22 protein-coding genes, 1 rRNA gene, 1 pseudogene and 1 riboswitch are annotated in these 23,689 nt (G+C 68.6%); of the genes and pseudogenes, 16 read left to right on the forward strand and 8 right to left on the reverse strand.

Annotated elements, in window-relative coordinates; all coding sequences use genetic code 11:
* The 11 genes from rrf to ADL01_RS05340 form a co-directional block, all read left to right on the forward strand.
* Positions 1-99, forward strand: a 5S ribosomal RNA gene (gene rrf / locus ADL01_RS05290); the annotation flags it as partial.
* Positions 100-207: 108 nt separating this feature from the next.
* Positions 208-816, forward strand: coding sequence for a CDP-alcohol phosphatidyltransferase family protein (locus ADL01_RS05295; RefSeq protein ID WP_053740716.1), 609 nt, complete (start codon positions 208-210; stop codon positions 814-816).
* A 111-nt stretch (positions 817-927) separates the two neighbouring features.
* Positions 928-3,423 carry a mannose-1-phosphate guanyltransferase gene (locus ADL01_RS05300; protein ID WP_053740717.1) on the forward strand — a complete coding sequence of 832 codons (2,496 nt, stop codon included), beginning with the start codon at positions 928-930 and terminating at the stop codon, positions 3,421-3,423.
* A gap of 166 nt (positions 3,424-3,589) precedes the next feature.
* Entirely contained in the window at positions 3,590-4,426 is an 837-nt protein-coding gene (locus tag ADL01_RS05305) for a DUF881 domain-containing protein (RefSeq protein WP_053740718.1), read from the forward strand.
* Entirely contained in the window at positions 4,423-4,755 is a 333-nt protein-coding gene (locus ADL01_RS05310) for a small basic family protein (RefSeq protein WP_006376801.1), read from the forward strand. The genes ADL01_RS05305 and ADL01_RS05310 overlap by 4 nt, the downstream gene beginning before the upstream one ends.
* Before the next feature lie 5 nt (positions 4,756-4,760).
* Positions 4,761-5,645, forward strand: coding sequence for a DUF881 domain-containing protein (locus ADL01_RS05315; protein WP_053740719.1), 885 nt, complete (start codon positions 4,761-4,763; stop codon positions 5,643-5,645).
* A 130-nt stretch (positions 5,646-5,775) separates the two neighbouring features.
* Positions 5,776-6,669 (forward strand): FHA domain-containing protein, encoded by an 894-nt coding sequence (locus ADL01_RS47675; protein ID WP_078960331.1) that lies wholly within the window; start codon positions 5,776-5,778, stop codon positions 6,667-6,669.
* 43 nt (positions 6,670-6,712) lie between these two features.
* Complete coding sequence (locus ADL01_RS05325) at positions 6,713-7,441, forward strand: MerR family transcriptional regulator (protein ID WP_053740721.1); 729 nt, start codon at positions 6,713-6,715, stop codon at positions 7,439-7,441.
* A 91-nt stretch (positions 7,442-7,532) separates the two neighbouring features.
* Complete coding sequence (locus tag ADL01_RS05330; protein ID WP_006123076.1) at positions 7,533-8,006, forward strand: bifunctional nuclease family protein; 474 nt, start codon at positions 7,533-7,535, stop codon at positions 8,004-8,006.
* Positions 8,007-8,289: 283 nt separating this feature from the next.
* A complete protein-coding gene (locus ADL01_RS05335) occupies positions 8,290-8,934 on the forward strand; it encodes a MerR family transcriptional regulator (RefSeq protein ID WP_078960332.1) in 645 nt (214 codons plus the stop codon).
* Between the two features lie 55 nt (positions 8,935-8,989).
* Positions 8,990-10,444, forward strand: a complete 1,455-nt coding sequence (locus ADL01_RS05340) for a DNA polymerase IV (RefSeq protein WP_053740723.1) — start codon at positions 8,990-8,992, stop codon at positions 10,442-10,444.
* On the opposite strand, the gene ADL01_RS05345 is transcribed toward ADL01_RS05340, so the two are convergent.
* Positions 10,366-10,737, reverse strand: coding sequence for a PRC-barrel domain-containing protein (locus tag ADL01_RS05345; RefSeq protein WP_053740724.1), 372 nt, complete (start codon positions 10,735-10,737; stop codon positions 10,366-10,368). The genes ADL01_RS05340 and ADL01_RS05345 overlap by 79 nt on opposite strands.
* A 113-nt stretch (positions 10,738-10,850) precedes the next feature.
* A riboswitch (glycine riboswitch) is annotated at positions 10,851-10,944 on the forward strand.
* 179 nt (positions 10,945-11,123) lie between these two features.
* Here ADL01_RS05345 and gcvP point away from each other — a divergent pair.
* Complete coding sequence (gcvP, locus tag ADL01_RS05350) at positions 11,124-14,009, forward strand: aminomethyl-transferring glycine dehydrogenase (RefSeq protein ID WP_053740725.1); 2,886 nt, start codon at positions 11,124-11,126, stop codon at positions 14,007-14,009.
* Positions 14,010-14,131: 122 nt separating this feature from the next.
* On the opposite strand, the gene ADL01_RS05355 is transcribed toward gcvP, so the two are convergent.
* Both ADL01_RS05355 and ADL01_RS05360 read right to left on the reverse strand, forming a co-directional pair.
* Positions 14,132-14,320: a DUF5999 family protein gene (locus ADL01_RS05355; protein ID WP_053740726.1), complete on the reverse strand. Its 189-nt coding sequence runs from the start codon at positions 14,318-14,320 to the stop codon at positions 14,132-14,134.
* A gap of 375 nt (positions 14,321-14,695) precedes the next feature.
* Positions 14,696-15,280, reverse strand: coding sequence for a hypothetical protein (locus tag ADL01_RS05360; RefSeq protein WP_053740727.1), 585 nt, complete (start codon positions 15,278-15,280; stop codon positions 14,696-14,698).
* A gap of 572 nt (positions 15,281-15,852) precedes the next feature.
* Between ADL01_RS05360 and ADL01_RS05365 the strand changes: the two genes are divergently transcribed.
* On the forward strand, positions 15,853-17,370 hold the full coding sequence (locus ADL01_RS05365) for a hypothetical protein (RefSeq protein WP_053740728.1): 1,518 nt from the start codon (positions 15,853-15,855) through the stop codon (positions 17,368-17,370).
* Positions 17,371-17,650: 280 nt separating this feature from the next.
* Positions 17,651-18,451 carry a CPBP family intramembrane glutamic endopeptidase gene (locus ADL01_RS05370; RefSeq protein WP_053740734.1) on the forward strand — a complete coding sequence of 267 codons (801 nt, stop codon included), beginning with the start codon at positions 17,651-17,653 and terminating at the stop codon, positions 18,449-18,451.
* Between the two features lie 45 nt (positions 18,452-18,496).
* On the opposite strand, the gene ADL01_RS05375 is transcribed toward ADL01_RS05370, so the two are convergent.
* The 3 genes from ADL01_RS05375 to ADL01_RS05385 all read right to left on the reverse strand — a co-directional run bounded on the left by ADL01_RS05375 (position 18,497) and on the right by ADL01_RS05385 (position 21,439).
* Positions 18,497-19,306 carry a PhzF family phenazine biosynthesis protein gene (locus tag ADL01_RS05375; RefSeq protein ID WP_053740729.1) on the reverse strand — a complete coding sequence of 270 codons (810 nt, stop codon included), beginning with the start codon at positions 19,304-19,306 and terminating at the stop codon, positions 18,497-18,499.
* Between the two features lie 134 nt (positions 19,307-19,440).
* The gene (locus ADL01_RS05380) at positions 19,441-20,142 is read right to left on the reverse strand and encodes a LuxR C-terminal-related transcriptional regulator (protein ID WP_053740730.1); all 702 of its coding nucleotides are present in this window, start codon (positions 20,140-20,142) and stop codon (positions 19,441-19,443) included.
* A 175-nt stretch (positions 20,143-20,317) separates the two neighbouring features.
* Positions 20,318-21,439: an NADAR family protein gene (locus ADL01_RS05385; RefSeq protein ID WP_053740731.1), complete on the reverse strand. Its 1,122-nt coding sequence runs from the start codon at positions 21,437-21,439 to the stop codon at positions 20,318-20,320.
* A 234-nt stretch (positions 21,440-21,673) separates the two neighbouring features.
* Here ADL01_RS05385 and ADL01_RS40955 point away from each other — a divergent pair, with 234 nt between their 5' ends.
* A complete protein-coding gene (locus ADL01_RS40955) occupies positions 21,674-22,303 on the forward strand; it encodes a PadR family transcriptional regulator (protein ID WP_107090813.1) in 630 nt (209 codons plus the stop codon).
* 116 nt (positions 22,304-22,419) lie between these two features.
* On the opposite strand, the gene ADL01_RS05395 is transcribed toward ADL01_RS40955, so the two are convergent.
* A complete protein-coding gene (locus ADL01_RS05395; protein ID WP_053740733.1) occupies positions 22,420-22,848 on the reverse strand; it encodes an SRPBCC family protein in 429 nt (142 codons plus the stop codon).
* Positions 22,849-22,971: 123 nt separating this feature from the next.
* On the reverse strand, positions 22,972-23,160 hold the full coding sequence (locus ADL01_RS43445) for a hypothetical protein (protein WP_199834759.1): 189 nt from the start codon (positions 23,158-23,160) through the stop codon (positions 22,972-22,974).
* 208 nt (positions 23,161-23,368) lie between these two features.
* Between ADL01_RS43445 and ADL01_RS05400 the strand changes: the two are divergent.
* Positions 23,369-23,689 (forward strand): annotated as a pseudogene (locus tag ADL01_RS05400) (peptidase); the annotation flags it as partial.

Below are 23,689 nucleotides of genomic sequence, written 5' to 3' on the forward strand. Positions count from 1 at the left end.
AGGGAAACGCCCGGTTACATTCCGAACCCGGAAGCTAAGCCTCACAGCGCCGATGGTACTGCAGGGGGGACCCTGTGGGAGAGTAGGACGCCGCCGAACTCCTTTTATAGCTCCGGCTCTTGGGCACATGCCCGAGAGCCGGAGCTTTTTTGCGTTGAGGTAGGGTCAGGGGGCATCGTTGGCTTATTTCCCACAGGAGGCCCCCGGGTGGAGGTCCAGGAGACCCGCGTCCAGACAGACCGGGTCCTCACCATCCCGAACATCCTCAGCATGGCGCGCCTTGTCGGCGTACCTGTTTTTCTCTGGCTGATCCTTCGACCTGAGTTCGGCGGTCCGCAGAGTGACGGCTGGGCCCTCCTGGTGCTGATGCTGAGCGGGATCAGTGACTATCTGGACGGCAAGCTCGCGAGGCGCTGGAACCAGATCAGCAGTCTTGGGCGGCTACTTGATCCTGCGGCCGACCGGCTCTACATTCTCTCGACATTGGTCGGCCTCACGTGGCGCGAGATTCTGCCAATTTGGTTGACCGCTGCACTGTTGGCGCGAGAGCTGGTTCTGCTGGTGATGGTGGGGATCCTCAGGCGTCATGGGTATCCGCCGCCGCAGGTGAACTTCCTGGGGAAGGCCGCTACGTTCAACCTGATGTACGCCTTCCCCCTACTTCTGCTCAGTGACGGAAGCGGATGGCTCTCGTCACTCGCTGCTATTTTCGGATGGGCGTTCGCCGGATGGGGTACAACCCTGTACTGGTGGGCAGGAGTCCTCTACATGGTGCAAGTCCGCCGGCTGGTCCGCGCGGACGCCATGGCCGATTGAGCTCGCCGATTGGGCGACCGCAGTGGCTCGTTGGCCCGCTTCAGGAAAGTGCGGGACAATCTGGACGGGTGAAGTCGGCTAGACCGTCTCTTCAAGGAGGACGCTTCCGACATGAAGGCCGTCGTGATGGCCGGAGGCGAAGGCACGCGCCTTCGCCCAATGACCTCAAGCATGCCCAAGCCGCTCCTGCCCGTGGCCAATCGGCCGATCATGGAGCATGTGCTGCGGCTGCTCAAAAGGCATGGGCTCAACGAGACAGTCGTTACCGTTCAGTTCCTGGCCTCGCTCGTCAAGAACTACTTCGGTGACGGCGAAGAGCTCGGCATGGAGCTCACCTATGCCAATGAGGAGAAGCCACTCGGTACCGCCGGAAGCGTCAAGAACGCCGAAGACGCGCTCAAAGACGACACGTTCCTCGTCATCTCCGGTGATGCACTGACCGACTTCGACCTCACAGAGCTCATCAATTTCCACAAGGAAAAGGGTGCGCTCGTCACCGTCTGCTTGACGAGGGTGCCGAATCCACTGGAATTCGGTATCACCATTGTCGACGAGGAAGGCAAGGTCGAGCGCTTCCTCGAGAAGCCGACCTGGGGTCAGGTGTTCTCCGACACCGTGAACACCGGCATCTACGTCATGGAGCCTGAGGTCTTCGACTATGTCGAGGCCGATGTCTCCGTCGACTGGTCCGGTGACGTCTTCCCGCAGCTGATGAAAGAAGGACGGCTGGTCTACGGCTACATCGCCGAGGGCTACTGGGAAGACGTCGGTACGCACGAGAGCTACGTCAAGGCTCAGGCGGACGTCCTTGAGGGCAAGGTCGATGTCGAGCTCGACGGTTTCGAGATCTCACCCGGTGTGTGGGTCGCGGAGGGCGCCGAGGTACATCCCGATGCCGTGCTCCGCGGTCCCCTCTACATCGGGGACTACGCCAAGGTCGAGGCCGGTGCGGAAATCCGCGAGCACACCGTGATCGGCTCGAACGTCGTCGTCAAGAGCGGGGCCTTTCTGCACAAGGCCGTGGTGCACGACAACGTGTACATCGGCCAGCACAGCAATCTTCGCGGTTGCGTGGTCGGGAAGAACACCGACATCATGCGTGCGGCGCGGATCGAGGACGGGGCGGTCATCGGCGACGAATGTCTCGTCGGTGAGGAATCGATCATCCAGGGGAACGTGCGCGTTTACCCGTTCAAGACGATCGAGGCCGGCGCCTTCGTCAACACATCGGTGATCTGGGAATCCAGAGGGCAGGCGCATCTCTTCGGCGCCCGCGGAGTCTCCGGGATCCTCAACGTCGAGATCACACCCGAACTGGCTGTGCGCTTGGCCGGCGCCTACGCGACCACTCTGAAGAAGGGGTCCACGGTCACCACGGCGCGCGACCACTCCCGAGGGGCCCGTGCGCTGAAGCGGGCCGTCATCTCCGCGTTGCAGACCAGCGCCATCGACGTACGGGACCTGGAGAACGTACCGCTGCCGGTGGCGCGGCAGCAGACCGCGCGAGGGAGTGCCGGAGGGATCATGATCCGGACGACGCCCGGGGTTCCTGATTCCGTCGACATCATGTTCTTCGACGGACAAGGGGCTGACCTTTCGCAGGGGAGTCAGCGGAAGTTGGACCGGGTGTTCGCGCGGCAGGAGTACCGGCGGGCGTTCCCGGGCGAGATCGGGGATCTGCATTTCCCCGCGAGCGTGTTCGACTCCTACACCGGGTCGTTGCTGCGGAATGTCGACACGACCGGGATTGCCGAGTCCGGGCTCAAGGTCGTCGTGGATGCGTCCAACGGCAGTGCCGGGCTCGTCCTGCCCAGTCTGCTCGGGAAGCTCGGCGTGGATTCGCTGACCATCAATCCCGGGCTCGACGAGTCCAGGCCGACGGAGTCCGCGGATACGAGGCGATCCGGGATGGTGCGGCTCGGCGAGATCGTGGCGTCGGCAGGGGCCGCGTTCGGAGTGCGGTTCGACCCGGTGGGTGAGCGGCTTTCGCTCGTCGACGAGAAGGGGCGGATCATCGAAGACGATCGGGCGCTACTCGTCATGCTCGATCTGGTGGCTGCGGAACGGCGCAGCGGGCGAGTGGCGCTGCCGGTGACCACCACCCGCATCGCGGAACAGGTCGCGGCCTATCACGGGACACAGGTGGAGTGGACGACCACGTCGCCCGACGATCTGACCCGGGTCGGGCGGGATGAGTCGACCATCTTCGGCGGGGACGGCCGCGGTGGGTTCATCGTGCCGGAGTTCAGCAGTGTCTTCGACGGTTCGGCAGCCTTCGTACGGCTTATCGGACTGGTCGCCCGGACGCAGCTCACGCTCAGCCAGATCGATGCGAGGATTCCGCGGGCGCACGTCCTGAAGCGGGATCTGGCGACACCGTGGGCCGTCAAGGGCCTCGTCATGCGACGGGTCGTCGAGGAGGCCGGCGAGCGGTTCGTCGACACGACCGACGGAGTGCGCGTGGTGGAGACGGACGGACGATGGGTGATGGTCCTGCCCGACCCGGCGGAGGCTGTCACACATCTGTGGGCGGAGGGGCCTGACGACGCTTCCGCCCAGGCGCTGCTCGACGAGTGGTCCGCCGTCGTGGACGGTGCCGGACGCTGAATCGAGGTCCACGCGCGCGTGCCGGACAAGGTCCCCAACGGGGCCTGTCCGGCATGCCGGTGGGGCCGTTCGGAGGCAGTGGTCGCGACGTGGGACGATGTGCGGCATGCCGCAGCAGCCCCCCGTTCGGAGCATCCCCACGAGCCGTGCCCGCCCGGACGCGTCCATGTCGCTGCTCACCAATGTCATGGACCACAGTCTCGACGAGGGCTACGCCGAGGCCTCTGCCCGTAGGAACGCCGCGGGCGACGGTGGTCTGCCCAGGCCGCTGCGGGCGAAGCTGGGCCTTGGCGCCGGGCTGGTGCTCGCCGCTCTGGTGGTGACCGTGGGGGCAGCACAGGCGCGAGTGGCGGCGCCCGTGATCGCCAAGGAGCGCGAGGAGCTGATCGACCGCATCGACCGCGAGACCGAGGCGGCCGACAGGCTGGAAAAGACGGTCGACCAGCTGCGCGACGATGTGAGCGCCCGCCAGCGTGCGGCGCTGAAGTCGGTCGGCGTGGGTGGCCAGGCCGACCTGGTGGGCATCCTGTCGGGCGCGATCGAGGTGCACGGACCGGGCGTCAAACTCGTCGTCGACGACGCGAAGGAAGCCAGCACGGGTGCGGGCGGGGACGCACGGGAGAGCTCCGGGTTCTCCGACACCGGGCGGGTACGGGACCGGGACATGCAGCGGGTCGTCAACGGCCTGTGGCAGTCGGGCGCCGAGGCCATCGCGATCAACGGACAGAGGCTGACGGCCCTGTCGGCGATCCGGGCCGCGGGAGACGCGATACTGGTCGACAACAAGCCGCTGGTGCCGCCGTACACGGTGCTCGCGGTGGGGGACGGCAAGCGGCTGAGCAGCACGTTCCAGGACAGCGCCGACGGACTGTATCTGCACGCGCTGCAGGAGAACTTCGACATCCGGACCAGCATCTCCGTGGAGAGCGACCTCCGGCTGCCCGCCGCACCGAGCGTGATCGTACGTACAGCACAGCCGAGCACAGAGAAGGGCACATCGTGATCGCGGTACTGGGCCTCGTCGTGGGAGTCGTGGCTGGATTGTTGGTCCGGCCCGAGGTGCCGGCGGTCGTCGAGCCTTACCTTCCCATCGCTGTCGTCGCGGCCCTGGACGCCGTGTTCGGTGGTCTGCGGGCCATGCTCGACGGCATCTTCGTCGACAAGGTCTTCGTGGTGTCGTTCCTGTCGAACGTCGTCGTGGCCGCGCTCATCGTCTTCCTGGGCGACAAGCTGGGTGTCGGCGCGCAGCTGTCTACCGGTGTTGTCGTGGTCCTCGGTATCCGTATCTTCTCGAATGCCGCGGCGATCCGCCGGCACGTGTTCCGGGCCTGACGCCGATGAGTGACAACGACAGGAACGACGCGAGCGACAAGCGGGCCGAGGCGGGCGAGAGCCGGTTGCGTAAGGAACTCCCCCAGGAGGTCGCCGCCACGCCCTCTAAAGCTTCGGACGCCCCGACGGTGACTGCGGCGGTCGACGAGGAGCGCGAGCCGACCGTGACCGGCCGTCAGCGGCTGGTCCAAGGGCTGTGGCCGCCGCGGGTGACCCGGGCCCAGCTCATCGTCGCGCTGCTGCTGTTCGGGCTCGGATTCGGGCTCGCGGTGCAGGTCGCGTCCACCAGCGACAACGACGGTGCGCTGCGGGGTGCGCGTCAGGAAGATCTCGTGCGCATTCTCGATGAACTGGATGACCGTACGCAGCGTCTTGAGGACGAGAAGCAGGGTCTCGATGATCAGCGGACCGAGTTGGAGAACAGCTCGGACCAAGCTGAGGAGGCCCGAAAGCAGACGGTCGAGAAGGAGCGGCAACTGGGCATCCTGGCGGGCACGGTGGCCGCACAGGGGCCCGGGATCACGCTGACCGTCGAGGACACGAAGGGAACGGTCAAAGCCGACATGTTGCTCGACGCGATCCAGGAGTTGCGCGCGGCCGGCGCCGAGGCGATCCAGGTGAACGGTGTACGGGTGGTCGCGGGGACCTTTCTGGCGGACGAGGACGGTGGGGGAGTGAGCGTCGACGGGAACAAGATCGACACTCCCTATCGTTTCAAGGTCATCGGCAAGCCGCAGGACCTCGAGCCCGCGCTCAACATCCCCGGAGGTGTGGTGCAGACCCTGGAGAAGGAGCAGGCCACGGTTACCGTGGAGCGGGCGGCCAAGATCGTCGTGGACGCCTTGCGAGCTGCGAAGCGGCCTGACTACGCTCGGTCGTCCTCCGAGTGAACCGGGGGTGCATGAGGGCTGTCCAGGGAGGGCATGAGGTTGCGGGGGGTCGGCGCACCGAATGGGTGGTGCGTGGTGGAAACTGTCAGGCGGCGGCGGACGTTGTGAGGATGTCCGGGTCGACCGGTAGATGCAGTCAGGGTTCGTCCTGCCCCACGGGCGGGTCTGTTTCGGTCAAGGGGAATCGCCCGTGAAGTTGTTTGCGAAGTTGTTCGGCAAGAGCGCGCGAGAGGGCAGCAGCGACAACGCGACCGCCCGCCACCGCGCACAGCCTGACGCGGACGGTCAGCGTCCGCTGTTCAGGGACCAGGTCGGAGGTCCGGGCGGTGACGTTCCGGGAGGTCAGGGCGCGTCGTCTGTTGACCCTGCTCAGTCCGGGCGCATAGGTTTCGGGGAACCGTCAGCCTCAAGTACGGGTGGAGAGTTTTCCTCCGGTCCGTATGCGTCCAATGCCCCGGCGGGGCAGCCGCGGCAGGAGGATCCGTCGATGTCGGCCCTGGTGTGTACGAGGTGCGGTAACCGCAACGCGGAGAACAGCCGCTTCTGCTCCAACTGCGGCGCGCCGCTGCGGGCAGGTGTCTCCGCCGAGCGTCCGTCGGAGACGACGTCCACGATCTCCATCTCCGGAATCGAGGCGTACGACGCCGAGGTCACCGGTCAGACGCAGATGCCGATGCTGTCGCCCGAGGCGCAGGCCGCGGTGGACGCTCTGCCGCTCGGGTCGGCGCTCCTGGTGGTGCGCCGCGGCCCGAACTCGGGCAGTCGCTTCCTGCTGGACGGTGAGCTGACCACGGCCGGCCGTCATCCGCAGAGTGACATCTTCCTGGACGACGTGACGGTGTCGCGTCGGCACGTGGAGTTCCGGCGGGGCCAGGACGGCATGTTCACGGTCGCCGATGTGGGCAGCCTCAACGGCACGTACGTCAACCGTGAGCGGATCGACCAGGTCGATCTGTCGAACGGTGACGAGGTGCAGATCGGCAAGTACCGGCTGGTGTTCTACGCGAGCCAGCGGGGCTACTGACCCACCTCCGGACTGAGTCCGGGGGGACCCCCAGGGAAGGTCCATGCTTCAAACACCGAGCGGCGGTGCCGGGCACGGCATCGCCGCCGCGGACAGTGGGCTGATGAGCATCGGCACAGTGCTGAACGCGCTGCGCGACGAGTTTCCCGAAGTCACCATCTCCAAGATCCGTTTCTTGGAGTCGGAAGGGCTCATCGAGCCGCAGCGCACCCCTTCCGGGTACCGCAAGTTCAGTCCGGAGGACGTCGAGCGCCTCGGCCAGGTCCTGAGAATGCAGCGGGACCACTATCTGCCGCTGAAGGTGATCAGGGAGTACCTGGACGCCATGGAGCGCGGAGAGGCCGTACCGCTGCCCACTGTCGGCCGGCAGCGGGACGGTGAGCCGGATCTGGAGCCCGAGGGGCCCACGGCCGTCCGGATCGGCCGTTCCGAGCTGCTCGCCGCCGCGGAGATCGGTGACGAGGAACTCGAGGAGTGGCAGTCGTACGGGCTGGTCGCGCCGTTCCCGGACGGCGCGTACGACGCGGAGGCGGTGACCGTCGCCGCGCTCGTCGCCGAGCTGGGGCGGTTCGGGATCGAGCCACGGCATCTGCGTTTGATGAAGGCCGCCGCCGAACGTGAGGCCGGTCTGGTCGACCAGGTGGTTGCCCCGCTCAAGCGCCACCGCAATCCGCAGACCAGGGCCCTCGCGGAGGCCCGCAGCAAGGAACTGGCCGGGCTCACGGTGAAGCTGCACGCGGCCCTGGTGCGTATCGCGCTGGGAGTGCGGTAGCGCTGAGCGGAGGGGGTCGCCGGAGGGTGGATCGGTCGCCCGTTCCGTGCCCGACTACCCAAACGTCCCGGGCACGGCCTAGGGTTGCTGTGTGAACGAGCTCGATGTCGTAGGTGTCCGGGTCGAAATGCCCTCCAACCAACCGATCGTGCTCCTGCGTGAAGTGGGAGGCGACCGCTACCTTCCCATCTGGATCGGACCGGGTGAGGCGACAGCGATCGCCTTCGCTCAGCAGGGCATGGCCCCCGCACGACCGCTGACCCACGACCTGTTCAAGGACGTGCTGGAAGCCGTCGGGCAGGAACTCACCGAGGTGCGGATCACCGATCTGCGCGAGGGTGTCTTCTACGCGGAGTTGGTGTTCGCCAGTGGAGTCGAGGTGAGTGCCCGTCCGTCCGACGCCATAGCGCTGGCGCTGCGTACCGGTACCCCGATCTACGGCAGCGACGGGGTGCTCGACGACGCCGGGATCGCGATCCCCGACGAGCAGGAGGACGAAGTGGAGAAGTTCCGCGAGTTCCTCGACCAGATCTCCCCCGAGGACTTCGGGACCAACAGTCAGTGAGTTCTGACAGCGTCGGCTGTCGAGGCTCGGGCAGCCCCACGGACCCAGTGGTCCGTGGGGTCTGTCTTTTGGCCGAGGACGCCACGAATGATGGCAATTGCCAGCGGCGTGTGAGAGCGTCGTGCGGCCCTCGCGGAGCGCATTCGGCTAGCCTTTCCCCGCGGTGGGGTACGGGAAACCACTCCTAGGGTGATTATCACTCGGCGTGCCGAGTGTGGCGATCGTTGACGCGCCCCTGGGGACTGCCTACCGTCAAGAAGGCAGGTCAAGGACGGAGGTCGGCGTGAGAAGCAGCGGCGACGGTACGGCTGGGGGTGCCCCCGGACGCAATCTGGGGGAGAGCGGCCCGTACCCGCTTCACGGCAGCACGGCCGATCACGTTTCGCGGCGGCCGACGGCTGTAGCAGGCAGCGGAGGGGCGACATCCATGGCGTCCGAGGAGATCGGCTACCGCGGCCCCACGGCGTGCGCGGCGGCGGGCATCACGTACCGGCAGTTGGACTACTGGGCGCGTACCGGGCTGGTCGAGCCGAGTGTGCGGCCCGCCCACGGGTCGGGGTCGCAGCGTCTCTACAGCTTCCGGGACGTTGTGGTCCTGAAGATCGTGAAGCGCTTTCTGGACACCGGCGTCTCGCTGCAGAACATCCGTACGGCGGTCCAGCATCTGCGGGCGTGCGAGTTCAGCGATCTGGAACGGCTCACCTTGATGAGCGACGGGGCGACCGTCTACGAGTGCACGTCCCCCGACGAGGTGCACGCCCTGCTCCAGGGCGGACAGGGCATCTTCGGTATCGCCGTCGGTGTGGTGTGGCGGGATGTGGAAAGCGCTCTCTCGCAGCTGCACGGGGAACGTGTCGACACCGGCGAGACGCTGGTCGGGCACAACCCCACGGACGAACTGGCGCGGCGGCGCAACCGGGCGGTCTGAGCGGGGGCCTCGTCCTCCAGGGGCATTGTCAGTGGCGTAGGGCAGCATCGGAGATGTGAGAAACGCGCCCACGATCCTGCATCTCGACATGGATGCCTTCTTCGCCTCGGCGGAGCAGGCGTCCAAGCCGAGTCTGCGCGGGAAAGCCGTTGTCGTGGGCGGGCTCGGGCCGCGCGGTGTGGTGGCCACCGCGTCGTACGAGGCCCGGGTTTTCGGGGTGAACTCCGCGATGCCGATGGCCCAGGCGCGCAGGCTCGCGCCGAACGCCGCGTACCTCGTGCCTCGGGGCGCCTTCTACCGGTCGATCAGCGAGCAGGTCATGGGGCTTCTGCACGCGTTGTCGCCGCTGGTGGAGCCGCTGAGCCTGGACGAAGCGTTCGTCGATCTGGAGGCCGGGCAGGCGGCCTGGGACGAAGAGTCGGCGAGGCTGGCCGGGATCAAGCTGCGCGCGGACATACGGGCTGTCACGGGGCTCACCGGATCGGTGGGGCTCGCCGCCTCCAAGATGCTCGCGAAGATCGCCTCGGAGCAGGCCAAGCCGGACGGGCTGGTGGTGATCGAACCCGGGACCGAGCGGGCGCTGCTCGGGCCGATGCCGGTGCGGACCCTGCCCGGCGTCGGCCCCGCGACCGGCGACCATCTGCGGCGGGTCGGGATCAGTACGGTCGACGACCTGGCCGTGGCGGGTGAGGACGAGCTCGTACGGCTGCTGGGGAAGGCGCACGGGCACGCGCTGTACACGATGGCGCTGGCGCACGACGAGCGGCCCGTGGTGGCCGCGCGGGAGACCAAGTCGGTCTCGGTCGAGGACACGTACGACGTGGACATCCATGACCGGATCCGGGTGGGCACCGAGGTGGGGCGGCTGGCCGACCGGTGTGTGCGGCGGCTGCGGGGTGCCGGGCTGTCCGGGCGGACCATCGTCCTCAAGGTGCGCCGGTACGACTTCTCCACGCTGACCCGGTCCGAGACGCTCCGGGGGCCCACCGACGACCCCGCGGTCGTGCGCGAGGCGGCGGCGCGGCTTCTGGAGTCGGTGGACACCACCGGGGGCGTCCGGCTTCTCGGGGTGGGGGTGAGCGGCCTCGCCGACTACACACAGGAGGATCTGTTCGCCCAGGCGGCGGGGGAACAGGCGGCGCTCGAACCGGAGGGGGACGCGGAGCATGAGGCGGTCGAGGAGCGGGAGACGCCCGCGGAGTGGCGCTGGACCACCGGGCACGACGTACGGCATGCCGAGTTCGGGCACGGTTGGGTGCAGGGGAGCGGGCTGGGGCGGGTGACCGTCCGGTTCGAGACGCCGGACTCGGAGCAGCCGGGGCGGGTGCGTACGTTCCGGACCGACGATCCCGCGCTGGAGCCGGCGGATCCGCTGCCGCTGGTGGCCCTCGGGCCGCGAAGACCCGACGGTCCGGCCGGGGAGCCGACCGGTCAGATGTCCTCCGTGCCCGCCAGCCTGCCGAAGTCGTGGTCAGGGAACGGGGGCGGGGGAGCCACGTCGAGGCCGTAGTGGCGGTAGAGCTGGAGTTCCTGTTCCGGGGAGAGATGGCGGCCCACGCCGAAGTCGGGAGCGTCCTTGATCAGAGTCCGCTCGAAGGGGATGCGCAGGCCCCCGTCGACCAGTTCGCTGGGCTCCAGGGGCACGAAGGCGTCCCTGCTGAACAGCCCGGTCCGTATGGCCGCCCACTCCGGCACTCCCGTCGCGTCGTCGAGGTAGATCTCGTCGATCGTGCCGATCTTGGTGCCGTTGCGGTCGAAGGCCTTGCGGCCGATCAGGTTGCGCGGATCGATGTCGGTCTGCACGGCGCCTCCGTAGGATCGCAACTCATCCGTAAGCACTACAAAAGAGCACATCCGGAAAGGCGGCCACTCGAAGGTGTGTGCGTTGACCCGCTGGTAGGCTGGCCAACGGCTGCTGACCCTGTGCGGGAGAGTCCTCCGGAACCTCGGAGGCGCCGAAGGAGCAACTCCTCCCCGGAATCTCTCAGGCCCCTGTACCGCACGGACGAGGTCACTCTGGAAAGAAGAGCGGGTGTCGACGGCTTCCGCTCTCACCGACGGTGAAAACCGGGACGTCAGCGCGTTGGCGACCCGGTGAAGCTCTCAGGTCGAGATGACAGATGGGGAGGCCGTTCGGGCACCCGTGCCGTGGTGCCCCTCGAAGGTCGCGACGACCAGGAGGCCTCCGTATGACCGCCCACCGCACTCCGCTCGCCGTACTCGAACAGGGAACGCCCTTCGAGCGACGTCATATCGGGCCCGACCACGAAGACCGGGCCAAGATGCTCGCGCAGGTCGGATACGGCTCGCTCGACGAGCTGACCGCCGCCGCGGTCCCGGACGTGATCAGGAACGCCGACGCGCTCGACCTGCCGGGGGCCCGTACCGAGGCCGAGGTGCTGGCCGAGCTGCGGTCGCTGGCGGACCGCAACCAGGTCCTGGGGTCCATGATCGGGCTCGGGTACTACGGGACGTTCACCCCGCCGGTCATCCTGCGGAACGTGATGGAGAACCCCGCCTGGTACACCGCGTACACGCCGTACCAGCCGGAGATCTCGCAGGGGCGCCTCGAGGCGCTGCTGAACTTCCAGACGATGGTCGCCGACCTCACCGGGCTGCCCACCTCCGGCGCCTCACTGCTCGACGAGGGCACCGCGGCCGCCGAGGCGATGGCGCTGTCCCGGCGCATGGGCAAGAACAAGAAGGGGCTCTTCCTCGTCGACGCGGACGCCCTGCCGCAGACCATCGCCGTGATCCAGACGCGGGCCGAGCCCACCGGCGTCGAGGTCGTCGTCGCCGACCTGAGCGCGGGCATCCCGGACGACATCGCCGGGCGCGAGATCAACGGTGTGCTCGTCCAGTACCCGGGCGCCTCCGGTGCCGTACGGGACCTGAAGCCCATCGTCGAACAGGCGCACGAGCTCGGTGCCGTGGTCACCGTCGCCGCCGATCTGCTGGCCCTGACGCTGCTCACCTCACCCGGTGAGCTCGGTGCGGACATCGCGGTCGGGACGACCCAGCGGTTCGGCGTACCGATGGGCTTCGGTGGCCCGCACGCCGGATACATGGCCGTACGCGAGCAGTTCGCGCGCAGCCTGCCCGGCCGGCTCGTGGGTGTCTCCGTGGACGCGGACGGGCACAAGGCCTACCGGCTCGCCCTGCAGACGCGTGAGCAGCACATCCGCCGCGAGAAGGCGACCAGCAACATCTGCACGGCCCAGGTCCTGCTGGCCGTGATGGCCGGTATGTACGCCGTCCACCACGGGCCCAAGGGGCTGCGGATCATCGCCCGGCGCACGCACCGGTACGCCACGATCCTCGCCGCGGGACTGACGGCGGGCGGCGTCGAGGTCGTCCACGGGGCCTACTTCGACACGCTCACCGCGCGGGTGCCCGGGAAGGCCGCCGAGGTCGCCGCCGTCGCGCGCGAGCACGGGGTCAATGTGCACCTCGTCGACGCCGACCGGCTGTCCGTCTCCTGCGACGAGACCACCACGCGGGCCCAGCTGGGCGCCGTCTGGGCGGCGTTCGGGATCGACGGCGACATCGAGGCGCTGGACGCCGAGGCCGAGGACACGCTTCCGGAGGCGCTGCTGCGCACCGACGAGATCCTCACCCACCCCGTCTTCCACCAGTACCACTCCGAGACCGCGCTGCTGCGCTACCTGCGTCGGCTCGCCGACCGTGACTACGCGCTCGACCGCGGAATGATCCCGCTGGGCTCCTGCACCATGAAGCTCAACGCGACCACGGAAATGGAGCCGGTCACCTGGCCCGAGTTCGGCCAGCTGCACCCCTTCGCGCCCGCGGAGCAGGCACAGGGCTACCTGACGCTCATCCGGGAGCTGGAGGAACGTCTCGCCGAGGTCACCGGGTACGACAAGGTGTCGCTCCAGCCGAACGCCGGTTCGCAGGGCGAGCTGGCCGGGCTGCTCGCCGTACGCGGGTACCACCGGGCCAACGGGGACGAGCAGCGGACCGTCTGTCTGATTCCGTCGTCCGCGCACGGGACCAACGCCGCCAGTGCCGTCATGGCCGGGATGAAGGTCGTCGTCGTCAAGACCGCCGGGGACGGTGAGATCGACGTCGAGGATCTGCGGGCGAAGATCGAGCAGCACCGGGACCAGCTGTCGGTGCTGATGATCACGTACCCGTCCACGCACGGCGTGTTCGAGGAGCATGTCGCCGACATCTGTGCCCAGGTCCACGAGGCCGGCGGCCAGGTGTACGTCGACGGGGCCAACCTCAACGCGCTGGTGGGGCTGGCCAAGCCGGGGCACTTCGGCGGGGACGTCTCGCATCTGAATCTGCACAAGACGTTCTGCATCCCGCACGGCGGCGGCGGTCCGGGGGTGGGCCCGGTGGGGGTGCGCGAGCACCTCGCGCCCTATCTGCCCAACCACCCCCTGCAGCCCGCGGCGGGACCCGAGACGGGCGTGGGGCCGATCTCGGCGGCGCCCTGGGGTTCGGCGGGCATTCTGCCCATCTCGTGGGCGTACGTGCGGCTGATGGGCGGCGAGGGGCTCAAGCGGGCGACGCAGGTCGCCGTGCTGAGCGCCAACTACATCGCCAAGCGGCTGGAGCCGCACTACCCGGTGCTCTACACCGGGCCCGGCGGGCTCGTCGCGCATGAGTGCATCATCGATCTGCGGTCGATCAGCAAGGCGACGGGAGTGAGCGTCGACGACATCGCCAAGCGGCTGATCGACTACGGCTTCCACGCGCCGACGATGTCGTTCCCGGTGGCCGGGACGCTGATGATCGAGCCGACCGAGTCCGAGGACCTGGGGGAGCTGGACCGGTTCTGCGAGGCGATGATCGCCATTCGGGGCGAGATCGAGAAGGTCGGTGCGGGCGGGTGGCCGGCCGACGACAACCCGCTGCGGAACGCGCCGCACACGGCCGCCGCGCTCGGCGGGGAGTGGACGCACGCCTACACGCGCGAGGAAGCGGTCTTCCCGGCCGGGGTCTCGGCGGCCGACAAGTACTGGCCGCCGGTGCGCCGGATCGACCAGGCCTTCGGTGACCGGAACCTGGTCTGTTCCTGCCCGCCGCTGGACGCTTACCAGGAGTAGTCACCCTCGGACATGCGTCGGGGCCGGTTCGCAGCAGCTTTCTGCGGGCCGGCCCCTTTTCGTCTGTTCAGCTGTCCGGGCAGTCGCTCCTGACGTCGCGGAGGCTGCCCTGTCCGCGGTCGTCAGACGGCCGTCATCGCGCGGTGCGGGGCGATGATCTGGCCGTCGGGCAGGAGCTCACCGGTGTCCTCGAAGAGAAGGACGCCGTTGCACAGCAGGCTCCATCCCTGTTCCGGGTGGTGCGCCATGAGGCGGGCGGACTCCCGGTCAGTGGAGTGGGCTGTCGGGCACGGTGGCTGGTGCTGGCACATTGGTGGGATCTTTCGCTCTGTCATGGAGGGTGCGATGGCTGTGGTGTCAGTCTTGCGGCTCGAAGCGCTGTTCATGGCCGCTCCCCGTTGTGATAAATCAGTCTGGACCCAGTGTTGCTCCACGGGCGCCAATCCGCAGGGATTTGGCCGCACAGCTTCTTACAGTTTGAAGACGCATCACCCGGGCGGCCGGTTCAGTCCAACTGGGCTGTCCCTTTGGGTGGTTCCTGCTGGCCGGATGGGGCTAGTCCGGACGGGGCGCAAACTCCCGATGGCTCGGACGAGCGCAATAGTGCGCGAAAGAGCAATGTGCCCGCCGCCGGGAATTCGGCGGCGGGCCACAGGGGAATACGGAGAGTTCCGTGTCGTGTGCGGTCAGGCGGGAGAACTGAGCAGCGGGGCCGGAGTCACCCGATGGGTCAGGAGCGGGAGCAGTTCGGCGACCCGGTGCGGACGGTGGGCGGCGATACCGGGCGGGGCCGGCGCCAGCGGTACGAGGAGGTCGGTCTCGGCGGGGTGGCCCTCGGCGCCGTCGGCGGTGATGTCGCCGTGCAGCCAGAGCGTGAGCATGTACAGCTCGGGGACGGACAGCAGTCGCGCCTGGTAGGGCTGTTTCATCGCCTCGGCCTGGTGCAGGGCTCGCTCGGTGGAGGCGATGTAGGGCCCTTCGAAGAAGTGCGAGAAGGCCCAGCCGTCGGGGGTCAGTATGGTCTCGGCGGCCGCCACCGCGCGGTCCCCGCCGCGGATCAGGAAGCGCCACCCGGTCAGTCGGCTGGTGGACGCCCCGGCGGGGGTGATCCGGTCCAGGACGTGTACGGGCAGCGGGAGCTCGGCGGTGATGGGTCCCTGGGCGGCGCGCAGGGACGGGGTGCGGGCCTCGCGGACGGCGGTGGGGGAACCGAGTGCCGTGAGGACGGTGCGCAGTGCGGGGGCGGGTGCCGAAGGGACATGCAGCGGCATGGTGGGACGCCTCTCATTCGACAGGCACGGTGGCGCGAGGGCGGGGGCGGACGGCGCTGTCAGCTCTCGGAGTCTCTCGGGTCAAAGAGGCGGGGCCGGGTGGGGCGACGGGGATACGGGCTGCCGTACGTCACCTGGGCGGCAGGACCCAGGGCTGGGCGCCGACTCTAAGCCTTGTTCCCGAGTTTATACGACACGTGTTCTCACTGTGTTTCGGCTAACTGTTTTCCGTGTGAAGAGCAAGGGCGTCTTCGGTCGGCGTTTGCGTGGTGTTTCTCCCGTTTCCCGGGCTGCCGTGCGGCGATGACCTCGGTATACGCGCCGGGACTGGTCGGCCAATTGTCGTCGGCGTTTCTCACGAGTTCGGGATTGCGCGAAACTGTCGGGGGTACACGGACGGGGCCGTTGTTTCGCGTCATGCCGGACGAATGTGCGCCGGTCACGTCGAGCAGCGTAGCGGGTGACGGAAACGCGTGGGACGTTATCGATCGCGTTGGGTGGGCATCATCCCCCGTGACCCGGGACATCAGCGGCCGGTCTTCGGCCTGCCCATTCGAGGAGGGACGCTTCCGATGGGGGAGAAGGTCGTGGCGGGGCAGCTTGAGCTGTCCGATCGCCGGTACTACCGCGGCAAGCTCCGGCAGTGTCTGACGGGGCTGGAGCGACTGCTGGCCGAGAAGCGGTTCGATCGCCCGAAGAATCTGCTGGGACTGGAGATCGAGCTGAATCTTGTCGGGCCCGACGGCATGCCGAAAATGATGAATGGGCAAGTACTGGAAAGGATCGCGAGCCGAGATTTCCAAACAGAACTCGCCATGTTCAATCTGGAAGTCAACATCGCCCCGCATCGCCTCGGTGGCCGCGTATTCGACCGGCTTGCGGAAGAGCTCCGCACGTCACTGGCATATGCTCACCGGAAGGCGAACGAGGTCGATGCCGGGATCATGATGATCGGCATTCTGCCGACGCTCGACCGTGACGACCTGGTCTCCTCCAACCTTTCCGATGTCGACCGCTACACCCTCCTCAACGACCAGATCGTGGCGGCCCGCGGTGAGGACTTCACGCTCGACATCGACGGGGTGGAGCGCCTGTCGTGCACGTCGAAGTCCATCGCTCCGGAGGCCGCCTGCACCTCCGTGCAGCTGCATCTCCAGGTCACTCCGGCGCGGTTCGCCGACGTGTGGAACGCGGCGCAGGCGATCGCCGCCGCGCAGGTCGCGATCGGCGCCAACTCGCCCTTCCTGTTCGGCCGTGAGCTGTGGCGCGAGTCGCGGCCCCCGCTGTTCACGCAGTCCACGGACACACGGCCGCCGGAACTGCAGGCACAGGGCGTACGGCCACGCACCTGGTTCGGGGAGCGGTGGATCTCGTCGGCGTACGACCTCTTCGAGGAGAACCTGCGCTACTACCCGCCGCTGCTGCTGATCTGCGACGACGAGGACCCGCTCAGCGTCCTCGACGAGGGGGGTGTGCCGAAGCTCGGCGAGCTCGTGCTGCACAACGGCACCGTGTACCGCTGGAACCGCCCGGTCTACGGCATCGCGGACGGGGTGCCGCATCTGCGGGTCGAGAACCGCGTCCTGCCCGCCGGGCCCACCGTCACGGATGTCATCGCCAACGCGGCCTTCTACTATGGGGCCGTCCGGGCGCTCGCCGACGAGTCGCGGCCCGTGTGGACCCGGCTGCCCTTCGAGGCCGCCGCCGCCAACTTCGACGCCGCCTGCCGGTACGGCATCGACGCCCGCCTCCAGTGGCCGCGGCACGGCCGGTTCGGCGGTACGGCGGAGGTCGACGCGGTGCATCTCGTACGGGACGAACTGCTGCCGCTCGCCGAGGCCGGTCTCGACGCGTGGGGTGTCGAGCCCGCGGACCGGGACCTGTACCTCGGAGTGATCGAGGAACGCTGTCGGCGACGGACCAACGGAGCGTCCTGGCAGTCGGCCACCTTCCACCGGGCGCTGGAGAAGGGGCTGTCCCGGGAGGCGGCGCTGGCGGCGACCACACGGCGCTACAGCGAGCTGATGCATCTCGGGGAGCCGGTGCACACCTGGCCGGTGGGGCTGCCGGAACCGGCGCCCTTGGGGTGACCCGCGCGGGGGCGCATGAGGCGTCCATGCTCCGAAGCCCAGGACCCCACCTGGGGCCGGACCTCCTGGTGGCACTCGGCGGCCGCGCCGCACGGGGGTCGCTCAGGTCCGTCTCAGATGGATCGGGCAAGCTGTGACATCCCACGACGGTGGTGTCCCTTCCTGTGAACAGCACACGCGGCGCAGCACAGTCATCTGAGCTGCATCGGCCGCATGGGCCGTAAGGCAGGGAAAGGGGAAGCGCGCCGGAAGCGGCGGGATGACGCAACTGGAGGCAGGAGTGCAGGTGGAGGCGGGCGCGGAGGCTGGTTCTCGTCCCGAGGAGCGGCCGTCGCGACGGATTTTCCGGGACGAGACGCTGTTGGTTCTGGGACTTTCGCTCGGCGCGAGCGGTGTCTCCGCCCTGATCAGCTTTGTCGGATCGGTCACGAAACCGGGCGGCCTCAAGGATCAGGCGGCCACCCTCAACGCCTCGGCGGCACCGGGCCGCCCCTGGCTGGATCTCGCCTGGCAGCTCTTCGGCATCACGACGGCGCTGGTCCCGGTCGCGCTGGTCGCGCACTTCCTGATGCGTGAGGGGGAGGGGCTGCGGACGCTGGGCTTCGACCGTACCCGGCCGTGGCCCGATCTCGGCCGTGGGGCCGCGATCGCGGCGCTGATCGGCAGCAGCGGAATCGCCTTCTACCTCGCGGCCCGTGGCTTCGGTGCCAACCTGACGGTGGTGCCGGAGGCGCTCCCCGAGGTGTGGTGGAAGTACCCGGTGCTGATCCTCTCGGCGGTGCAGAACGCGGTACTGGAGGAAGTGATCGTCGTCGGCTATCTGCTGCGCCGGCTGAAGCAGCTGGGGTGGACCCCCGGGACGGCACTGGTGGCCAGTTCCGTGCTGCGCGGGTCGTATCACCTCTACCAGGGCATCGGCGGGTTCATCGGCAACATGGTGATGGGGGTCGTCTTCGTGTACCTCTACCGGCGGTGGGGGCGGGTGGGCCCCCTGGTCGTGGCGCACTCGCTGCTCGACATCGGAGCGTTCGTGGGGTACGCGCTGCTGGCGGGGAAGGTGGGGTGGCTGCCCACCGCGTGAGCGGGCAGCCCGCCCCCTCCCCCTGCGTACGCCCGGTCAGTGCCCTCAGACGAGCAGCTCGCCGTCGATCGTCGTGACCGCTCGGCCGGTCAGCAGGGTGCGGTCGCCGCGGAGTTCCGTGCGGACCAGGCCGGTGCGGGCGGAAGCCTGGAGGCCGGTGAGGTCGAGGCGGCCGAGGCGCTCGGACCAGTAGGGGGCGAGGGCGGTATGGGCGCTGCCCGTGACCGGGTCCTCGTCGATGCCGATGCGCGGGAAGAAACAGCGCGAGACGAAGTCGTAGCCTTCGGAAGGGTTGTCGGCGCGGGCGGTGGCGATGACGCCGCGTTCCGAGTGGGCGGCCAGCGCCTTGAGGTCGGGGGTGAGTTCCAGGACCGTCTTCTCGTCGGCGACCTCGATCAGCAGGTCGTTGATGTTCGGGCCGGTGTCGAAGGCCGCGAGCGGCTCGGTGCCCAGGGCCTCGGCGATCCCGGCGGGAGGTTCGACAGGGGTGAGGGGAGCGGTCGGGAAGTCGAGGGTGATCGAGCCGTCCTCGTGGGGCGTCGCGCTGAGGACCCCGCTCAGGGTGGCGAATCGTACGGGCCCCCTGTGGGCCTGCGTGGTGTGCAGGACGTGGGCCGTGGCGAGCGTGGCGTGGCCGCACATCGCGACCTCGGCGGCCGGGGTGAACCAGCGCAGCGCCCAGTCGGCCTCGCCGCCTTCGGGCAGGCGGTGGGCGAACGCCGTCTCGGCGTGGTTGACCTCCAGGGCGATCCGCTGGAGCCGGGCGTCGTCCGGGAAGGCGTCGAGGAGCATGACGCCCGCCGGGTTGCCGGCGAAGGGGCGGTCGGTGAAGGCGTCGACGATTCGAATGCGCATGGGTTGACGCTAGACGGGCGGCGGGGTGGCGGGCCAAGGCCGATTTCCCGGTGCTGGACCTGGTTCGGCGGCCAACGGCTTCAGGCGGACCCCTCGCGGAGGGGCGGTGGAGTCCGCCGGGTGCGTGTGGTGCGTCAGGCTGCCGTCGGACGTACCAGGCCGGACTCGTAGGCGAAGACCACCGCCTGCACGCGCGCGCGTGCGCCGATCTTGGCGAGGATGCGGCTGACGTGGGACTTGACCGTCGTCGGTGAGATGGACAGCCGGGTGGCGATCTCGGTGTTCGACCAGCCGGCGGCGACCGCCGTCAGGACGTCGCGCTCGCGGCTGGTGAGCGCGTGCAGCTCGGATTCCCGTTCCGGCGAGCCGAGGGTGCGCTCCTGCCGGACGGTGTCGATGAGCGCGCGGGTGAGGGCGGGGGTGGTGACGGCGTCTCCGGCGGCCACGATACGGACGGCGGCGACCAGCTCTTCCGGGGTGGCGCCCAGGGGAAGGAACCCGCCGGCTCCGGCCCGCAGGGCCGCGTAGGCGTACCGCTCCTGGTCGGTGGGGGTGAGGACCAGTAGGCGCGGGGAGCGTGCCGCGACTCTCGCGGGTTCGGAGACCGGGAGCGGGGTGGGGGGCCGGCTGATGCGGCGGATGACGTCGACACCGTCCGTGTCGACCACGGAGCTGTCCATCAGCACGACGTCGGGGTCGAGGGCGGCGCTCATGCGCACGGCGTCGGCACCGCTCGCCGCCTCGCCGACGACGGTCAGGTCGGGCTCGGCCGCGAGGAGCATGCGCAGGCCGAGACGCTGCAGGGTCTGACGGTGTACGACGAGTACGGAGGCCATGGCGGCACTCTCCTTGTACGAAACCGTTTCGTTCAGTTGTTGGCGCCAGCCTAGCTCCGTCGCTATCGAAACGCCTCCGTCTCCCATGTGGTCTGGGTCACTGACCCGTCTCAATGAAGTTTGACCAGTCTCATCGGAGTTTGACCGGCCCGGTGAAGTCGCGCACCCGGCACGCTCACACCCCGAGAATCCCAGCTCGTCGTGCCTGCAGTTCGGAGCGGACGAGTTCGAGGAGGCGCCCCGACCAGTTGCGGCCTCGGCCGGCGTTGTCACCCCAGAAGGTCGAGTTCATGTCGTCGTAAATCACGGTGGCGTCCTCCGTCGCCAACAGGACCTCGGCCAGTTCGGGGTGCTGGTCGTACTTGGCACGCAGCAGGCGTGTCATGACGGCGGTTCGGGCGTGTTCCCAGCCCTCGCGGCGAGGGACCTCGGCCGCGAGCGTGCGCGCTGCGGCGGCGGTTTCCGCTGCCGCGATCGCGTGCCGGGCCTCCGGGGCGGCGACCGACAGGGCCCAGTAGGCGTGGGCGACGGAGGGGTAGTCGGCGTCTGCGACCGTGATTGGGGCAGGGTAGTCGTGGCGCAGGCCGAGCTTGCCGGGGTCGTCTACTGGCTGGGTCGGGAACGAGTGGTAGAGCTGGACGGCCGGGGCGTGCGGTGTCGCCGGTCCGTCCGCGGGAACGCGGGTGGCCCTCTCGACCCTCCAACGTGCCCGCTCCTCGAAGTACGCGAGGGCGCTGTCGTAGTCCTCCTGCGCGACCGTTCCGTCAAACGACAGGTAGGTCCGGCCGCCGGGCCCTGCCACCAGGACCCGCAGCGGCCAGTCCTTGCTGTCCATGTCGCCCAGCGCGTAGCGGCGCTGCGACTCGGGGACGGCCAGGAACGCCGCGCGGGCCGCGGCCCGGTTCTCCTCCGTCCGGTCGGCGAGGAAGACGTCGACGGCGGCCAGACAGCGGCCGGTCGAGTCGGGCCGACCGTTCAGCTGCTCGATGGCGTCGCGGACTTCGACGACCAGCAGCTCGGGCGTGAGCCAGCTCTCCGGCTCGTTGAACTTCCAGTCCGCCAGCTCGTGGGCGGAGGCCTCCCCGCCCTCCGGAAAGCTGGTGGCCACCCAGCCCGTGCGCAGCTTCTCCTCGAACTCCTCGACGGTGACCAGGCCCCAGCAGTCGATGAGTCCGTCGGCGTAGATGAAGAGGTCGGTGAGGAAGTAGTGGCCGCCGTTGCGGATGAAGGCGTGCCGCCAAGTTCCGGGTATGCGGACACCGTCCGCCGTGCGATGGGTGAGCCGGTTGCCGATCATCCTGGGATTGTGCCGCAGCGGTCACCGAGCAGACCGGGATTTTCCCCGGCCGGCGCCCCGTGCTGAACCCAGCGGTCGAACTTCGATGAGACGAACAGGGCGGTCGTCCATCTTCAGTGAGATCGGTGAACCTCCGCTGAGACAGGACATCGGTCACTTCTTTTCGGGGATTGTCGGGCGAGCTATTCCGATATATCGTTGACGCATCGCGACAGATCAACGACAACACAACGAATGGAGTGGTTTGCGATGCATTCCCATGGAGATGGCGGCCCCCGCGGTTTCGGGCGGCGTGGCTTCGAGGGGCGGCGAGCCGCCTTCGGGCCGTTCGGGCCCGGGTTCGGTGGGCCCGGCGGTCCTGGTGGTCCTGGCTTCGGTCCGGGTCCCTGGGGTGGGCGTGGCGGTCGGGGCGGACCGCGTGGCAGGGCGCGGCGCGGTGACGTCCGCGCGTCGATCCTGGCCCTGCTGAAGGACCGGCCCATGCACGGCTACGAGATGATCCAGGAGATCGCCGAGCGCAGCGCGGGTGCGTGGAAGCCCAGCCCCGGCTCGGTCTACCCCACCCTTCAGCTGCTGGAGGACGAGGGTCTGATCGCCAACGAGAGTGAGGGCGGCAAGAAGCTGTTCGCGCTCACCGAGTCCGGTCGCGCGGCGGCCGACGAAGGTCCCGACGCACCCTGGGAAGAGGCCGGGCGCGGCGTCGACTGGGAGGCGCTGAACGACATCCGCCAGGCCGGGTTCGGTCTGATGGAGGCCTTCGGCCAGGTCTGGAAGACCGGTACCAAGGAGCAGCGCGAGAAAGCGCTCACCGTGATCAACGAAGCGCGCAAGAAGCTGTATCTGATCCTCGCCGACGAGGACTGATGGGCCGCTCCCGGAGACCTGTCCGCCTCCGGCGGCGTGTCCTCCGTGTGCGCGGGCGTCCCGTGGAAGTGTCCGCGGGGCGCCTTTGCGTTGCCGTAGAGCGCTCGCGGTCGGGCTCAGCTCACCAGGCCGGCCAGTTTGCGCAGGGACTCGTTCAGGGCGGCCGTGCCCGAGTCCTTCAGCTTGCCGGCCATCAGGGAGACCGCCGCGCCGGTGAACTCGCCGTCGATACGGACCGTCGTGGCGTCGCCGTCGGGGGCGAGGGTGTAACGCGTGGCGACGGTCACCGCCATCGGGCCCTTGCCCCGAATGGCCAGCGTACGGGCGGACTCCAGCTCCGTGATCGTCCACTCGACCTCGGCCGGGAAGCCCATCAGCTTCATGTTCTCCTCGAAGGTGGCGCCGACCTCCAGCGCGGAGGGGCCGCCCTTCGGGAAGCTCGTGTGGGTCGCGTTCCACGCCCCGTACGCCGTCCAGTCCGTCAGCTGCGCCCAGATCTTCTCCGCCGGTGCCTGGATGCGTGCCTCCGCGCTTATTTCGGCCATGCGACCACCTCTGTGTCTCGGGCTGCGGTGCCGCGGAACGTATCCGTAAGAGCGGGAACAATCAATACTGACGAACCGTCAGAAAGAGCGGGGCGAACGGAAGTCGGGATGAACGGAACGAGGTCAGCCGACCCGCCGTATCACCGCCGCGTCGATCAGGTCCCACGCGCGCGGGAAGGGGCCTTCGTCGTGGCAGTGCCACGCCTCCCAGAACAGGTCGGCGAGCAGGGCGTTCTCCGGGGCGTACACCCGGTACACATACTGTCGGCCGTCCGTGGCCGGCAGCGCCACCAGCCAGCACCTGCTCTCCATGTTGGTCTGGGACGTGCGAGGGCCGGGAGCTGGTTGCGCCCGGAGCGCGTGGGGAAGGGTGCGCGCCCCTTGCGTCGACTGCGGGTCCGGGTGGCGTGATGTCATCCGTAAGGAGGAGATTCCGCACGCGACGCACACCCCACGTGGGACGGCGAAATGGTGCGTAGCGGGGATGACCGGATCTGCGGGGACTGATGGGGTAGGGGATGTGCAACCCCGTATTCCCCGGCAGTCGACCACTGAGCGCGACGGTGCCAACCGCGTCGACAACGATGCCAGGCTCACCCCTGAGCTGGCAGCGGTGGTCGCCGGTGCGCGCAGACGGGCGCTGCGGGACGGAGACCGGCAGATCGACACGGCCCACCTGCTGCACAGCCTCCTGGAGTCCGATCCCGAGGTACGTGTGGTGTTCGAGGGCGGCGACCCGCAGGTCGCGCGGCTGCTCGGCTATCTCGTGCAGCGCAGCATCGGCTACGGACTGCGCTGGCAGAGCTCGGTCGAGGACTCCGGGGCGCTGCCCGTGCTGCCG

The organism is Streptomyces sp. NRRL WC-3618 (genome assembly GCF_001280005.1).
Taxonomy (GTDB): Bacteria; Actinomycetota; Actinomycetes; order Streptomycetales; family Streptomycetaceae; genus Streptomyces.

What these genes read in the sequence shown, in the direction of transcription:
- ADL01_RS05300 (WP_053740717.1), top strand. Translation starts at nt 928, where the DNA reads ATGAAGGCCGTCGTGATGGCCGGAGGCGAAGGCACGCGCCTTCGCCCA.
- ADL01_RS05305 (WP_053740718.1), top strand. Translation starts at nt 3,590, where the DNA reads ATGTCGCTGCTCACCAATGTCATGGACCACAGTCTCGACGAGGGCTAC.
- ADL01_RS05315 (WP_053740719.1), top strand. Translation starts at nt 4,761, where the DNA reads ATGAGTGACAACGACAGGAACGACGCGAGCGACAAGCGGGCCGAGGCG.
- ADL01_RS47675 (WP_078960331.1), top strand. Translation starts at nt 5,776, where the DNA reads ATGCAGTCAGGGTTCGTCCTGCCCCACGGGCGGGTCTGTTTCGGTCAA.
- ADL01_RS05325 (WP_053740721.1), top strand. Translation starts at nt 6,713, where the DNA reads ATGCTTCAAACACCGAGCGGCGGTGCCGGGCACGGCATCGCCGCCGCG.
- gcvP (WP_053740725.1), top strand. Translation starts at nt 11,124, where the DNA reads ATGACCGCCCACCGCACTCCGCTCGCCGTACTCGAACAGGGAACGCCC.
- ADL01_RS05355 (WP_053740726.1), bottom strand. Translation starts at nt 14,320, where the DNA reads ATGTGCCAGCACCAGCCACCGTGCCCGACAGCCCACTCCACTGACCGG.
- ADL01_RS05360 (WP_053740727.1), bottom strand. Translation starts at nt 15,280, where the DNA reads ATGCCGCTGCATGTCCCTTCGGCACCCGCCCCCGCACTGCGCACCGTC.
- ADL01_RS05365 (WP_053740728.1), top strand. Translation starts at nt 15,853, where the DNA reads ATGGGGGAGAAGGTCGTGGCGGGGCAGCTTGAGCTGTCCGATCGCCGG.
- ADL01_RS05375 (WP_053740729.1), bottom strand. Translation starts at nt 19,306, where the DNA reads ATGCGCATTCGAATCGTCGACGCCTTCACCGACCGCCCCTTCGCCGGC.
- ADL01_RS05380 (WP_053740730.1), bottom strand. Translation starts at nt 20,142, where the DNA reads ATGGCCTCCGTACTCGTCGTACACCGTCAGACCCTGCAGCGTCTCGGC.
- ADL01_RS05385 (WP_053740731.1), bottom strand. Translation starts at nt 21,439, where the DNA reads ATGATCGGCAACCGGCTCACCCATCGCACGGCGGACGGTGTCCGCATA.
- ADL01_RS40955 (WP_107090813.1), top strand. Translation starts at nt 21,674, where the DNA reads ATGGAGTGGTTTGCGATGCATTCCCATGGAGATGGCGGCCCCCGCGGT.
- ADL01_RS05395 (WP_053740733.1), bottom strand. Translation starts at nt 22,848, where the DNA reads ATGGCCGAAATAAGCGCGGAGGCACGCATCCAGGCACCGGCGGAGAAG.
- ADL01_RS43445 (WP_199834759.1), bottom strand. Translation starts at nt 23,160, where the DNA reads ATGGAGAGCAGGTGCTGGCTGGTGGCGCTGCCGGCCACGGACGGCCGA.